Origin of the sequence: Streptococcus sp. DD11 (assembly GCF_001578865.1) — a bacterium.
GTDB classification, from domain to species: Bacteria; Bacillota; Bacilli; order Lactobacillales; family Streptococcaceae; genus Streptococcus; species Streptococcus panodentis.
Genome location: NZ_KQ969392.1, coordinates 154,679 through 168,848 on the forward strand (window position 1 = coordinate 154,679; position 14,170 = coordinate 168,848).

General features: G+C 48.3%; 12 protein-coding genes and 1 pseudogene. 2 read left to right on the plus strand and 11 right to left on the minus strand.

Annotated features, from left to right (window positions below):
* The 11 genes and pseudogenes from STRDD11_RS00755 to STRDD11_RS00805 form a co-directional block, all read right to left on the minus strand.
* Positions 1–421 (minus strand): precorrin-8X methylmutase (locus tag STRDD11_RS00755; RefSeq protein ID WP_206512665.1); only part of this gene is annotated, 421 nt, incomplete at its 3' end.
* Positions 422–1,120, minus strand: a complete 699-nt coding sequence (locus tag STRDD11_RS00760) for a cobalt-precorrin-8 methylmutase (RefSeq protein WP_128834408.1) — start codon at positions 1,118–1,120, stop codon at positions 422–424.
* A gap of 9 nt (positions 1,121–1,129) precedes the next feature.
* Positions 1,130–2,080 carry an adenosylcobinamide-phosphate synthase CbiB gene (gene cbiB, locus STRDD11_RS00765; protein ID WP_128834410.1) on the minus strand — a complete coding sequence of 317 codons (951 nt, stop codon included), beginning with the start codon at positions 2,078–2,080 and terminating at the stop codon, positions 1,130–1,132.
* A 1-nt stretch (position 2,081) separates the two neighbouring features.
* Positions 2,082–3,440 (minus strand): cobyrinic acid a,c-diamide synthase CobB, encoded by a 1,359-nt coding sequence (locus STRDD11_RS00770; RefSeq protein WP_128834412.1) that lies wholly within the window; start codon positions 3,438–3,440, stop codon positions 2,082–2,084.
* Positions 3,441–3,735: 295 nt separating this feature from the next.
* On the minus strand, positions 3,736–5,493 hold the full coding sequence (locus STRDD11_RS00775; protein WP_128834415.1) for an ABC transporter ATP-binding protein: 1,758 nt from the start codon (positions 5,491–5,493) through the stop codon (positions 3,736–3,738).
* On the minus strand, positions 5,483–7,249 hold the full coding sequence (locus STRDD11_RS00780; RefSeq protein ID WP_128834417.1) for an ABC transporter ATP-binding protein: 1,767 nt from the start codon (positions 7,247–7,249) through the stop codon (positions 5,483–5,485). Before STRDD11_RS00780 ends, STRDD11_RS00775 begins: the two co-directional genes overlap by 11 nt.
* Positions 7,242–7,700 carry a MarR family winged helix-turn-helix transcriptional regulator gene (locus STRDD11_RS00785; protein ID WP_002913878.1) on the minus strand — a complete coding sequence of 153 codons (459 nt, stop codon included), beginning with the start codon at positions 7,698–7,700 and terminating at the stop codon, positions 7,242–7,244. The genes STRDD11_RS00780 and STRDD11_RS00785 overlap by 8 nt, the downstream gene beginning before the upstream one ends.
* A gap of 174 nt (positions 7,701–7,874) precedes the next feature.
* Positions 7,875–8,188, minus strand: a pseudogene (locus STRDD11_RS14010) (hypothetical protein).
* Between the two features lie 98 nt (positions 8,189–8,286).
* Positions 8,287–8,697: a peptide deformylase gene (locus tag STRDD11_RS00795; protein WP_128834420.1), complete on the minus strand. Its 411-nt coding sequence runs from the start codon at positions 8,695–8,697 to the stop codon at positions 8,287–8,289.
* A gap of 46 nt (positions 8,698–8,743) precedes the next feature.
* Positions 8,744–9,643 (minus strand): fructokinase ScrK, encoded by a 900-nt coding sequence (gene scrK / locus STRDD11_RS00800; RefSeq protein WP_128834422.1) that lies wholly within the window; start codon positions 9,641–9,643, stop codon positions 8,744–8,746.
* Between the two features lie 160 nt (positions 9,644–9,803).
* Complete coding sequence (locus STRDD11_RS00805; RefSeq protein WP_128834425.1) at positions 9,804–11,816, minus strand: sucrose-specific PTS transporter subunit IIBC; 2,013 nt, start codon at positions 11,814–11,816, stop codon at positions 9,804–9,806.
* A 200-nt stretch (positions 11,817–12,016) separates the two neighbouring features.
* On the opposite strand from STRDD11_RS00805, the gene STRDD11_RS00810 reads away from it, so the two are divergent.
* Entirely contained in the window at positions 12,017–13,471 is a 1,455-nt protein-coding gene (locus STRDD11_RS00810; protein WP_128834428.1) for a sucrose-6-phosphate hydrolase, read from the plus strand.
* A partial coding sequence (locus tag STRDD11_RS00815; RefSeq protein WP_164828353.1) for a LacI family DNA-binding transcriptional regulator occupies positions 13,452–14,170 on the plus strand: 719 nt, incomplete at its 3' end. The genes STRDD11_RS00810 and STRDD11_RS00815, both read left to right, overlap by 20 nt.

A 14,170-nucleotide genomic window follows, 5' to 3' on the forward strand; every position in this document is an offset into this window, starting at 1 on the left:
CATTGCCAAAGACAAAGAGCTTAGGACCGGCCACCTTAGCCGCATATTCCACCGCAGCCATAGAGCGGGTAATCCCCTTTTCCTTGGCCTCCCGAAAAACTTCCGGCTCATTGACCAGACAGCGATAGGCCACACCCAAGTCATCCAGCAGTTTCTTATTAAAACCGCCCAGCACCATGGTCGTATCGGTAAAAATCGTGCCCCGATGTCGGAGGACATAGAAGATCCTGTCCATGGCCTGATTGGAAAACTTGATATTGTAGAGGTAGTCAAAGTCCGCACTGGCAAAGACGACCCGCTTGAGCACCGCTTCCTCGAAAGGATCTGAAAACCGAATATCCGGATGCTCTTGATCAATGATTTCCTGAATCTTGCTAAAACTCGCTTCTTCTATCTGATGTCCTGCTTTTAGATAAGCCATCTAGCCTTCTCCTTCCTTTTGACTGGACGGTGTAGAGTAGCGGACATAATCGTCCGTCACGACTGCTCTCAGCTGATAGATGACGGCATTGAGGATGCCTACCACAATGGTGCTGCCGCCCTTTCTGCCTAGATTGACAATGGCCGGAAGACCCGACTGGAGCAGCTCTTCCTTGGATTCTTCGACATGGATAAAGCCAACTGGGACACCAATCACCGCATCCGCTTCTACCAGTCCTTGCTCCGCCAGCTCAATCAGATAAGATAAAGCCGTCGGAGCACCGCCAAAGGCAAAAATCTTGGGACCTTCAATCCCAGCCGCCACCTCAACAGCCGCCATGGCTCTGGTAATCTGCTTCTCCTTGGCCAGCTGCACCACTTCCTCATCACTGATCAAACAGCGGTAGCTTACACCTAGCTGGTCAAGAACTCGCTTATTAATCCCATTGAGAGAGATGGTCGAGTCCAGCAGGATGGTGCCCTTGGCTCTGAGAACCTCCTCTATCTTTTCCAGAACGCCGTGCTCAAAGCGCATGGTGTAGAGATAGTCAAAATCCCCCGTCGTATGGATGGCCCGCTTGATGATGGATTCTTCCATTTCCGAGCGAAAGACATAATCAGGGTCTTTTTCAGCAATCATAGACTGAATAATTTGAAAGCTCTTTTCCTCGATGGAGGAAGGATTTTGTATATATGCCATAGCTTGCTCCTAGAAATATACTTGCTTTAGTAGGTAAAAAACAGAAAAGAGAATCAGCCCCGTCATGGTGGCGGTATAGAGCAGGGAGACGGCCGTCTGAATATCCTCAGCCTCTACCTGTCTCGCCGCCTGTCCAATGGTCGGCTTGTCCACCAGCTCTCCGTGATAGACATGCGGCCCGCCCAGCTGAATGCCCAAAGCGCCTGCCACAACGGCTTCTGAAAAAGCACTGTTGGGACTGGCATGCTGGTAGCGGTCTCGCCAGCCAATCCGCAGGGCCCCTTTGACATCCAGCAGCAAAATCTGACTGCTGAGAATCAAGAAAAGCCAGGTCAGCCGGGCTGGAATCAGGTTGGCCAGATCATCCATTCTGGCAGATACTAAGCCAATCTTCCGGTATTTGGCCGTCTGATAGCCCACCATCGAATCCAGTGTATTGATGGCCTTGTAGGTCATGGCGAAAACCGGCCCGCCCAGAAAAAGGCAGAGCAGAGGACCAATGACCCCGTCGCTGGTATTTTCAGCGACCGTCTCAATCGTCGCCTTGCTGATTTCCTCTGCTGTCAGCTGAGCCGTCTCCCGACCGACAATCATGCCCACTTGCTTTCTGGCCTCTTCCAAGCTGCCAAACTTGAGCGTCTGATAGACCTTACGAGCCTCAAAGGCCAGACTTTTCGCTGCCAGACTGGCATAAGCCAGGTAGATCCAGACAGCCCAGTAGAGGGCAGGATGGACCAGGCCAGCCAGCCAGAGCAGCCCATAGGTCAGCCCCAGAGACAGACCGACTGTCGTCAGCCAGAGAAAAAGTCCAAACAGATAAGGCGGGAGCGGCCGTTTGTTCTGCAAGCGCATACATAAATAAATATAGGAACCCATCCACTTGACTGGATGAGGCCAGCTGTAGGGGTCGCCAAGCAGCCAGTCCAGTAAGACAGCCAGAAAAATTGCAATGAGTACCATATCACTTCGCCTCTTTGATGTAGTCCAGCCAGCTGGCCAGCAGCTGCTCGTCCTGATAGAAATGAACATGCAGGTAGCTGGCAAAAGTCCGCCCTTTCTGATAGCCGCCTGTCCAGGCAGCTACGACCTGACCGTCCCTGATTTTCTCCAGCTTGAGGACTGTCTCTTCCTCCGTCTCAAAGACCGAATGGTGAAATTCATGCCCTCTGACCGCTGTCCCTTTGGGACCAAACAGACTAACTGCCTGCGTCTCCGCCTGACAGTAGCCAAAGCTTTTCAGGCCGGGAGTCATCAGGCTCTTGCCTTTGAAAATACCGACCATTTCATAGACCTTGCCCTCTGTCTCCAGCCGTTCTCCCAGATACATGAGACCGCCGCATTCTGCGTAGATGGGCCGTCCCTGCTCATGAGCCCTCCGGACCGAAGCCCGAAAGCCGGCATTATCCATCAGTTTCTGTGCATAAACTTCCGGAAAGCCGCCTCCAAAATAATAAGCATCCGCAGCTGGCAATTCCCTGTCTCGCAAGGGACTGAAGGGCAGCAGCTGAACCTTGAGCTCTCTTAGAAAGTCCAGATTGTCTTCGTAGTAAAAGTGGAAGGCATCATCCAAAGCATAGGCCAGAGTCAGCGGCTCATCGTTGCGGATATGAAAGGGATTGGCCATCTGCTTATCCGGCAGTTCTGCCTTTTCCAGCAGCCTGTCTAGGTCAATATGCTCCGCAGCAGCGGCTCCCAGCTCCTCAAAGCGATGGTCCAGATCGTCCATTTCTACATCTGGAATCAAGCCCAGATGCCGCGAAGGCAGCTCTGCTGCCGCATTCTTGGGCAGATAGCCCAGCACTTCTACATCCGTATAGCGCTCAATGGCCCCCTTGATCAGTTCATAGTGGGTCTGTGAAGCCGCCCGATTGATGATGACACCGGCAATGTCCAGAGCCGGATCAAAAGTCGCAAAACCGTGCACCATAGCCGCTGCCGAGGTAGAGGTTGCCTTGCCATCGATAATGAGTACAACCGGAATCCCCAGCTTCTTGGCAACAGAAGCCGAAGATGCGCAGTCCTTGTCCGTTCCCAGACCATCAAAGAGCCCCATGACGCCCTCAACCACTGCCACATCCGCATCTCCATGCCATTTATAGTAGGACCAAGCCAGACTCTGATCGTCTGCTATCATAAAACTGTCCACATTCCGTGACGGCCGCTTGGTAATCCGGCTATGATAAGCTGTATCAATATAATCCGGTCCGACCTTATAAGGCTGAACCTGATAACCTCTGTCTGCCAGAGCTTTCAAAATACCTAGGGTAACTGTGGTCTTTCCGACACCGCTGGAAACACCGGCCAGCATCAATTGCTTCATCGCTTTACTCCAGATTCGCTGATAAAAAAAGTGCTGCAAAAAATAAAACTTCTTTATTTTTTGCAGCACCGTTGCTCACATAGATATAGAACAAACACTCCGTTGTGTTCGCTTTCAGTTCTTATATTAAATTTATTTTAATATAAACAACAAAAGCTGTCAAGTTTTTCCTGGAGCACCAGCGAAAAAAGTTAGGTATTTAGGACGTGCTCACTGAAAACTGAGCATTTCTTACAATTCTGTTAAATTAAAAAAACATCAGGAAAAGAAACATTCCTGATGTTTTATTTGAGCATTAGCCCGCATCTTCCTCCACAAACTGACTGTTGTAGAGGTCAGCATAGAAGCCGCGCTGAGCCATCAGTTCATCATGATTGCCCTGCTCGATGATATTGCCGTCCCGCATGACCAAAATCAGGTCGGCATTGCGGATAGTGGACAGGCGGTGGGCAATGACAAAGGAAGTCCGGCCTTCCATGAGCTTGTCCATCGCCTTCTGGATCAGCTCTTCTGTCCGCGTATCGACGGACGAAGTCGCCTCATCCAGAATCAAGAGCGGCGCATCTTTCAGCAGAGCACGAGCGATCGTCAACAGCTGCTTCTGACCAACCGATAAGTTGACCGTGTCATCCAGCACTGTATCATAGCCCTGCGGCAGAGTCATGATAAAGTGATGAACACCGACCGCCTTCGCTGCGGCAACGACTGCTTCATCCGTGACATGCTCCTGATTGTAAATCAAGTTTTCTCGGATAGTTCCCTCAAACAGCCAGGTATCCTGCAAGACCATTGAAAAGGCATCGTGAACCTCGGAGCGTTTCATATCCTTAATATCTATACCGTCAATGCTGATACGCCCTTTGTCAATTTCATAGAACTTCATAAGGAGATTAACGATGGTCGTCTTACCAGCACCCGTTGGGCCGACAATGGCAATCTTCTGTCCGGCTTTGGCCTGGGCTGAGAAATCATGAATAATCGTCTGGTCTGGCTTGTAACCGAAGAAGACATCTTCAAAGGCAACATCTCCCTTGACAGCAGCAAGCTGCTGCTCTTTATGCTGGTCATCTTCCATCTCAGGCTCAGCCAGAAATTCAAGGACACGAACCAGTGCTGCACCAGCCTGCTGCAAGACAGTGATACCTTGGGCAATCTGTGACAAAGGCTGAGAGAAGGTCCGCACATAAACCATAAAGGCGACAATAATTCCGATGCTAATAGAGCCATTAATTGCCAGAGCAGCACCAACCAAAATAACCAGCACATAGGCAAAATTCCCCGTAAAGAACATGAGCGGCATCATCATGCCAGAGATAAATTGAGATTTCCAAATACTATTATAGAGATTGTGATTGAGAACTGCAAAGCGCTCCTTAGACTGCTCAATGGCATTATAGCTGGTAACGACATTATGGCCGGAGTACATCTCCTCCACGTAACCGTTGACAGCTGCCAGATCGTTTTGCTGGGCGGTGAAATAACCCTGGGACTTGCCCATAATGAGACCAACAAAGACAAAACCTAATACAGTAGCCAAGATAGTTACCATGGCCAAGATCCAGTTCATGAAGAACATGGTCAAAACCACAGCAACCAAGAGCAGGCTGGCAGAGATAACATTCCCCAGACTCTGGTTGAGGGATTGGCCGACCGTATCCACGTCATTGGTCACGCGCGACAGAGTATCCCCCTGAGAATGACCATCGAAATAGCCCAACGGCAGCTTATTAATCTTCTCTGCAATGGCTGTCCGCAGCCGCTTGGAGAAATACTGGATAACCGTACTGATGATAAAGGACTGACCATAGTTGAGTAGGGCTCCGACTGCATAGAGCACGGTCAGCAGAAGGGCAATCTGAGACACAGCTTTCAAATCAATGCTGGTAGCCAGACCATCAGAAATGAGATTGGTAATTTCTTTTAATTTATTTGGCCCATAGACCGTAATAATGTTTGACAAGACAGCTCCCACGAATGCCAAAGCAAGAGGAAGCTGGAAGCCTTTGAGATAAGGCCGTATCTGGCTAAATAATGAAGGCTTCTTATTTTCCATTTTCTAATTCCTCCTTGGATAGTTGTGAGTAAGCAATTTCTTGATAGACTTCGTTGCTGGCCAAAAGTTCTCGGTGAGTACCTTGACCGACTACCTTACCAGCATCCAAGACCAAGATTTGATCCGCATCCATGATAGTAGAAATCCGCTGTGCCACGATTAGCTTGGTCATATCCTGCGTCCGCTCAGCCAGTTCCTTGCGCAAAATGCGGTCTGTCTTATAGTCTAAGGCTGAGAAGGAGTCGTCAAAGATGAGGATTTCTGGCTTACGAGCCAAGGCTCTGGCAATGGCCAAACGCTGACGCTGGCCACCAGAGAAGTTGGTTCCGCTTTGAGCCACTTCAGCTTTCAGCCCCTTTTCCTTCTCTTGGACAAAGGGCTTGGCTTGTGCCAGATCAAGAGCCTCCCACATTTTCTGCTCATCCAGCGGGCTTTCTTTGCTTTGACCGAAGTCCAGATTGCTCTCGATATCGCCAGAGAAAAGCACAGCCTTTTGCGGGATGTAGCCGACCTTATTATGCAGATCTTCCAGCTGGTAATCCTGAACATTGACGCCATCTACCAGAATCTCTCCTTCAGTCACATCGTAGAAACGAGGGATGAGATTGACAAGTGTGGATTTCCCTGAACCAGTTGAACCGATAAAGGCCACGGTATCACCAGCCTGCGCTGTAAAGCTAACATGCTCAATGACCGCTTCAGAATTCTTAGCATAGCGGAAGGACACATCTCGAAAGACCACTTCTCCCTTGCTATCTGCTGCTGCCTTAGGATGCTCTGGACTGGTGATAGAAGAATGCAGGTCCAGTACTTCATTAATCCGGCCAGCGGATACAATGGTCCGAGGCAGGACGATAAAGAGGGCACCCATGAGTAAGAAGCCTATCACAACCTGCATAGCATAGGACATAAAGACGACCATATCACTGAAGAGTGGTAAGCGCTCCTGCAGTCCAGCCTCCTGGATCAAATAAGCACCAATCCAGTAAATCGCCAGTGTCAAACCGCTAGAAATCCCCATCATAACTGGATTCATCATGGCCATGAGCCGATTGACAAAGAGGTTGAGACGGGTCACTTCATCATTGGCCGCTGCAAACTTATTATCCTGATAGTCCTCAGCATTGTAAGCCCGGACCACGCGAATCCCAGTCAGACTCTCTCTAGTGACGCTGTTTAGCTTATCGACCAAACGCTGCGCAACTGACTGCTTGGGAAAGGCTAATGTCACCAAAACTACTGTCAGCAGGATATTCACTATAACAGCAATAAGCACTGCTGTCAGCCAGTTCTCGGACTTGCCAATAATCTTGGTCATGGCCCAAATCGCCATAATCGGTCCCCTGGTCACCACCTGCAGCCCCATAGTGATTAAGGTCTGTACCTGAGTAATGTCATTCGTCGTCCTAGTCAACAGACTAGGGATTGAAAATTTCTTAATCTCTGTCTGCGAATAGTCTAGCACACGGTTGAAAATATCGCTTCGCAAACTCTGGGTAAAGCTGGCAGCTAAACGAGCGGCAAAAAAGCCAACCGAGATAGCTGACAGTAAGCTAGCAAAAGACAGACCGATCATTTTCAGACCTGGCTCCCACAAATCTGCCAAAGTTGTTCCCGACGTCTGCAGCAGTTCTGTAATCGTCGAAATATAGGTCGGAACTTCTAATTCCAGATATACCGTTAGGAAGGTGAAGAGCACACTGAGAACAATCATGCTCACTTCCCTTACCGTCAGCCGTTTAAATAACTTAAACATCTTTCCCTCCATTTTCTAAACTTTCGATATTCTGATAAAACTTGGCCATGACTTGAGAAAAAATCAGCAGTTCCTGCTCAGAAACACCATTCAAAATAGAAAGGTTCATTTCATCAAAAAAGTCACGGATTTTCTTCATTCTTTCCTGCGACTGCGGAGTGAGACGGATATATTTAGCCCGCTTGTCTGTCTTGCCCATTTCCAGCTTGATAAAGCCATTCTTCTCCATCCTTTTCATTAAGTTAGAGGCCACCGATTTGGAAATATCCAACTCCTGCTCAATATCCTTGATAAGGGTATCCTTCCCCTCTTCCATACGACAGGCGACAATATGCAAGACCTGCCCCTGAGGCCCAGCCATGGACTCAATCCCTTGCTCCTTGGCAAGCTTTTCCGCTATGAGATGAATCTTTCGTCCAAAACGCTTCAATTCCAGTAAAGGCTTATCCATACCTGTATCCTTTGTAAAAATAGTTTTCGTGAGAACTATTTTAACACAAGAAAAAAGAAAGTCAAGAAAAAAGTTTCCATGAGAACTATTTTTTCAACAAGAAAAAAAGCGAAGAAAATTTCTTCACCCTTCCTTTCAAACTGACAAACAGCCTAAAAATTGATTGGTCCCGCATTAAAATTTTGAAGAAGAAGCGAGGAATAGAGCCCCTCCAATGATAAGGAGAATGCCTGCAATCCAGCCTATAAATGGAATGGGCGCGATGTTGCTGCTTCCGACGATAAGGAGGACGCCCGCTGCGACACTGAAACGCATTTGACCTTTGTAATAAGCCAAGGAAGTAATTCCCAAGCCCAGAGCTGCCAATTTAATCACCGCTCCCAGTAAATTCAGGCCAGAATCACCTAGTAGGGCTGAAAAAGGAACAAAAAGATATTCGAGAGCAGCAAAATAGTCCCTCCAATCAAACCAACCAGACCGCTTATCAGTGCTAAAGTTTTGTTTTCATTTACATCTTGCCTCCTTCAATATTATTCTGCTAATTATCTCTAATTTTAGACATTTTTTGCAATTTTGTCAAATTTTTCTAAATGATAATCCCTTCCAAATGATCCAATTCATGCTGGCAGATTTGGGCAGGCAGGCCTTTCAAGGTCATGGTCTGCTGCTGCCAATTTTTGTCCAGATAATCAACTGTGATTTCCTGATAACGTTGGGTGGGACGACTTCCAGTCAAGGACAGGCAGCCCTCTTCTGTCTGATAAGGCCCTGATTTAGAGCGCAGCACCGGATTAAACATGAGTACTGGCACCAAACCATATAGAAAGATAATGACCCGCTTACGCTCGCCAATCATATTGGCTGCGAGCCCTATACAATTTTCTCGATTGGCCTGCAGAGTATCTTGCAAGTCTTGAGCCAGATAAAGGTCTTCTCTACTAGCCCGCATAGATGGCTGCTGCAGGAAGAAAATATCTTTGACAATCGCTTTTTCCATTGTTTTTCCTCATAGAGAAGGGTCTGATAAATCAGACCCTATAAGCTTATTTTGCGTGGCGCTCACTAACTTCTTTAGCCAGTACAAAGTTGCCCAGCGTTGCGGAGCCATTGCCGGCTACAGCCGGTGTCACGATATAATCCCGGACATCCGGAACCGGCAGATAGCCATTCAGAAGTACCGTGAATTTCTCACGGACTCGGTCCAGCATATGCTGCTGGGCCATGACACCGCCGCCAAAGACGATGACATCCGGCCGGAAAGTCACCGTAGCCTGGATAGCCGCCTGAGCGATATAGTAGGCCTGAATATCCCAGACCGAGCTGTTGAGCTTGATGTTTTCGCCGCGGATGCCAGTCCGGGCCTCTAAGCTGGGACCAGCTGCCAGTCCTTCCAAGCAGCCATTATGAAACGGACAGACGCCGTTGAACTCTTTTTCAACATCCATGGGATGCTTGGCCACATAGTAATGGCCCATCTCCGGATGGCCGGTGCCGCCGGCAAATTCCCCTCGCTGAATCGCTCCGGCACCGATACCCGTACCAATCGTATAGTAGACTAGGTTTTCGATGCGCCCGCCGGCATTATTGCGGGCGACCACTTCACCGTATGCTGAGCTGTTCACATCCGTTGTAAAGTAAATCGGCACATTGAGGGCCCGGCGCAGAGCTCCCACAATATCTACATTCGCCCAGTGGGGCTTAGGGGTTGTTGTAATGTAGCCATAGGTGGGCGAGTTCTTGTCAATGTCAATAGGACCGAAAGAACCGATGGCCAAGCCAGACAGACCGTCAAAACGGGAGAAAAATTCAATCGTTTTGTCCAGCGTTTCAATAGGAGTGGTCGTCGGAAACTGTGTTTTTTCCACCACTTCAAAATGTTCATTGCCAACAGCACAGACAAATTTGGTGCCGCCGGCTTCTAAACTTCCGTATAATTTCGTCATTATTACAGAACCTCTTTTACAATTTGATTTATACTCTATCCATTATAGCATATCTCGAACAGACTTCCTGTCAAAAATCATTCTTTTTATGACTTTTTTCAGCAGAACTGCCTGATGATAAAAAAACGAACAAAAACTGATTTGTCCGTTTTTCATTTCATTAAGCCTTCAGCTCGATAGCTGCATCGCCCTTAGCAACCGCCCCTTCTGCTGTCGGAGTAACCGAAGCGTAGTCAGCAGTGTTGGTGACGATAACCATCGTTGTGTCATCCAAATTGGCAGCAGCGATTTTCGCAGCATCAAAAGTTCCCAGTACATCGCCGGCTTTGACCTTATCGCCCTGAGCAACCTTTTGGTCAAATCCGTCACCATTGAGGGAGACCGTGTCAATTCCGACATGAATCAGGATTTCGGCGCCATTAGATGTTTTCAGACCGTAGGCATGACCGGTTTCAAAAGCGATGGTCACTTCTGCATCAGCCGGTGCATAAACCACACCTTCGCTAGGCTTGATGGCAATCCCCTGTCCCATTGCTCCGCTGGAGAAGACCGGATCATTGACATCACTGAGCGCTACCGCCTGACCAACGATTGGAGAAAGGATGGTTTCATCCTGAAGGGCTGCTGGAACCTTGCCGGTTTCAGCTTCTTCAACCAGTTTTTCAGTTTCAGCAGCTTCTGCTGCAGTTTCTTCGTCTTTGTAGCCGAACATATAGGTCAGAACAAAACTCAAACCAGTTGTCAAAACAACCATAAAGATATATTGCAACAATTGACCATTCAGGTATAGGAGAGTACCTGGAATAATTGTGATACCGAAACTTGTACCTGCAAGCCCCATAATAGAAGCCAACCAACCACCAACAGCACCGGCACCGAGTCCAATTACAAACGGTTTAACATAACGCAAGTTAACCCCGAAGATAGCTGGCTCAGTAATACCCAATCCTGCAGAAAGTGCTGCTGGGAATGCAAGAGCCTTGAGTTTTTTAGATTTTGTCTTCACAGCTACAGCCAAAGTCGCACCAGCCTGAGCTGTCATAGCAGCAGTGATAATGGCATTAAATGGATCTTTCCCAGTTTGAGATACCAACTGAGATTCCAGTAAGTTGAAGATGTGATGAACACCAGTTACGACAATCAGTTGATGAACTGCACCGATAATCAGACCGGCAAGACCAAACGGAAGGCTAAGAAGGAACTCTGTACCATTCAAAACAAATGACTCGACAACGTGGAAGACTGGGCCAATCACAAATAGTCCCAAAATAGACATTACAAGGAAAGTAAGGAATGGAACAAGAAGAAGATCCAAAACATCTGGAATTTTCTTGTGCAGCCATTTTTCAAATTTCGCACCAAACAATCCTACAAAGAAAGCTGGAAGTACAGAGTTTTGATAGCCAACTACTGGAATAAAACCAAAGAAGTATATTGGATGGGCTTTTGTTGCTGTAACTTCGCCAGTAAATTTCAGACTTCCTAGAACATCCATATTAGCAATTTTGTCTAAAATATCCTTAGAAGGATCAACAGCAAATTTAGTAGCCTGACCAGCCACATCCCAAGCATTTGGAAGTGCTGAGTTTACCATCATTAAGCCAAGAACCAAACCAATGATTGGGTTTCCGCCAAAAACTCTAAAAGCTGACCAGCAAATCAAAGCTGGGAAGAAAGCGAAGGCGGTATCAGTTAAGACTACTGTATAGGTATAGAAGTCAGTTGCTTTGAAAGCATCCGCAGTAGTGCCAAACAAAGCTAAAACCTGATCCTGAGCAATTGCTCCACGAACTCCCATGAAAAGTCCTGTCGCAACAATAGCTGGAAGAATCGGTACAAAGACATCCCCAAAGGTACGGATGGCCCGTTGGAACCAATTCCCTTGCTTCGCCGCTTCTGCTTTCATGTCGTCTTTTGAAGAAGTCGGCAGTCCAAGCGCCACTACTTCGTCGTAAATTTTATTGACCGTACCGGTCCCAAAGATGATTTGGTATTGGCCTGAGTTGAAGAAAGCCCCCTGAACTTTATCTAAGTTTTCAACAGCATCTTTGTTGATTTTTTCTTCATCTTTGACCATCACGCGCAGACGGGTCGCACAGTGAGCCACACTGTTGACATTTTCACGTCCGCCCAAGGCATCAATGACCTTTTTTGCAATTTCAGTATTATTCATTTGCAAAAATCTCCTTATATATGAAATAATATAAAACTTTTGAAAGCGATTTATCACTTTTACGAATATTATTTTAACACGTTTTCAAAATATGTCAAGCGTTTTGCAGAAATTTTATTTTTTTCATGCTAAAAGTTGATTTTTCAGGAGAAAACGTTTACTATAGTAATAAGAAATAATATGATTCGGAGGGCAAACGATTGGCTTGGACAACTGAACAACGCTATAGACGCTATGAAGACTGGACGGCAGAAGAGGTGCAGCGCATCAAGGAAAACATCGCCAAATCCCCTTGGCGGGCCAGCTACCATGTAGAGCCCCAGACAGGTCTGCTCAACGACCCCAACGGCTTCTCCTATTTTGACGGCAAGTGGGTCCTGTTCTATCAGAACTTCCCTTTCGGAGCTGCCCACGGTCTCAAGTGCTGGGTACAGCTGGAAAGCGATGACCTGGTCCACTTCACAGAGACCGGCCTGCGGGTGCTGCCAGATACGGCGCTGGACAGCCACGGCGCTTACTCTGGCTCTGCCATGCAGTTTGATGACCAGCTCTTCCTCTTCTATACTGGCAATGTCCGTGATGAAAACTGGGGCCGTCATCCCTACCAGATCGGCGCCCTGCTGGATAAAGCAGGCAATCTCGAAAAAATTGACCGCATCTTGATCGAGCAGCCTGAGGAAGCGACCGATCATTTCCGCGATCCGCAGATTTTTAATTACAAGGGGCAGTTCTACGCCATCGTTGGCGGCCAAAACCTAGACAGACAAGGCTATATCAAGCTCTACAAGGCTGTGGACAATGACTATACCAACTGGGAAGCCGTCGGCAATCTGGACTTCGCTAACGACAAGACCGCTTATATGATGGAGTGCCCTAATCTGGTCTTCATCCATGACCAGCCAGTCCTGCTCTACTGCCCTCAGGGGCTGTCCAAGGAAGTGCTGGACTACGACAACATTCACCCAAACATGTATAAAATAGGTCAATCGATTGACATAAATCAGGCAAAAATCGTTGACCCAAGTCCGCTTCAAAATCTGGACTACGGCTTCGAGTGCTATGCGACGCAGGCTTTCAACGCGCCGGACGGCCGAGCTCTGGCGGTCAGCTGGCTGGGATTGCCAGACGTGGCCTACCCATCTGACCGCTTTGACCATCAGGGAGTTTTCTCTCTGGTCAAGGAGCTGACCCTGCAGGAAGGCAGACTCTATCAGTATCCCGTAGCCGCCATGCAGGACCTGCGAGGCCCTGCACAGGTCTTGGCCAATCAGACCCATACCGAAAACAGCTATGAGCTGGAGCTGGACCTTGCAGCAGACACGCAGAGCGAAATCGTCCTGTTTGCCGATGCAGACGGCAAGGGCCTGCGCATCCGCTTCGATACCCAAGCAGGTCAGGTAACCGTTGACCGCAAGGAAGCAGGGGAGCCGTTCGCTCTGGATTTCGGCAGCAGCCGCTCCTGCAGCATTGACAGGAAAGCTGCTAAAGCCAATATTTTTATTGACAAATCTGTCTTTGAAATTTTCATCAATAAAGGAGAAAAAGTATTTTCCGGCCGGGTCTTCCCGCAGGAGGACCAAAAGGGGATTTTCATCGCCCAGGGCAGTCCGACCGGCACTTACTATGAATTAGATTATGGTCGCAAAGCTCACTGATGTCGCCAAATTAGCCGGGGTCAGCCCCACTACTGTCTCCCGCGTCATCAATAAAAAAGGCTATTTATCAGGCAAAACCATTTCCCGAGTGGAGGAAGCCATGCGGGAGCTGGGATACAAGCCCAACAATCTGGCCCGCAGCCTGCAGGGCAAATCCGCCCAGCTGATCGGGCTCATCTTTCCTAATATCAGCCATATTTTTTATGCGGAACTGATTGACAAGCTGGAGCACGAACTCTTTAAACAAGGCTATAAAACCATTATCTGCAACAGCGAGCACAATTCTGCCAAGGAGCGCGAGTATCTTGAAATGCTGGAAGCCAATCAGGTGGACGGCATCATCTCGGGCAGCCACAATCTGGGGATTGAAGACTACAATCGGGTGACGGCGCCCATCATTTCCTTCGACCGCAACCTGTCACCGGATATTCCTGTCGTTTCCTCAGATAATTACGCCGGCGGGGTTCTGGCAGCCGAGACGCTGGTCAAGTCCGGCGCAGGTCAGATTATCATGATTACCGGCAATGACAACTCCAACTCCCCGACCGGTCTCCGCCATGCCGGCTTTGCTTCTGTCCTGCCAGACGCTCCCATCATCAATGTCTCCAGTGATTTTTCACCAGTCAGAAAGGAAATGGAAATCAAGCAGATCCTGACCCAGACCAAGCCCGATGCTATCTTTGCTTCAGATGACCTGAC

Coding starts and splice junctions, on each gene's coding strand:
- STRDD11_RS00785 (WP_002913878.1), bottom strand. CDS start 7,700: ATGGATAAGCCTTTACTGGAATTGAAGCGTTTTGGACGAAAGATTCAT.
- STRDD11_RS00805 (WP_128834425.1), bottom strand. CDS start 11,816: ATGAATAATACTGAAATTGCAAAAAAGGTCATTGATGCCTTGGGCGGA.
- STRDD11_RS00795 (WP_128834420.1), bottom strand. CDS start 8,697: ATGGAAAAAGCGATTGTCAAAGATATTTTCTTCCTGCAGCAGCCATCT.
- scrK (WP_128834422.1), bottom strand. CDS start 9,643: ATGACGAAATTATACGGAAGTTTAGAAGCCGGCGGCACCAAATTTGTC.
- STRDD11_RS00760 (WP_128834408.1), bottom strand. CDS start 1,120: ATGGCATATATACAAAATCCTTCCTCCATCGAGGAAAAGAGCTTTCAA.
- STRDD11_RS00770 (WP_128834412.1), bottom strand. CDS start 3,440: ATGAAGCAATTGATGCTGGCCGGTGTTTCCAGCGGTGTCGGAAAGACC.
- cbiB (WP_128834410.1), bottom strand. CDS start 2,080: ATGGTACTCATTGCAATTTTTCTGGCTGTCTTACTGGACTGGCTGCTT.
- STRDD11_RS00780 (WP_128834417.1), bottom strand. CDS start 7,249: ATGTTTAAGTTATTTAAACGGCTGACGGTAAGGGAAGTGAGCATGATT.
- STRDD11_RS00775 (WP_128834415.1), bottom strand. CDS start 5,493: ATGGAAAATAAGAAGCCTTCATTATTTAGCCAGATACGGCCTTATCTC.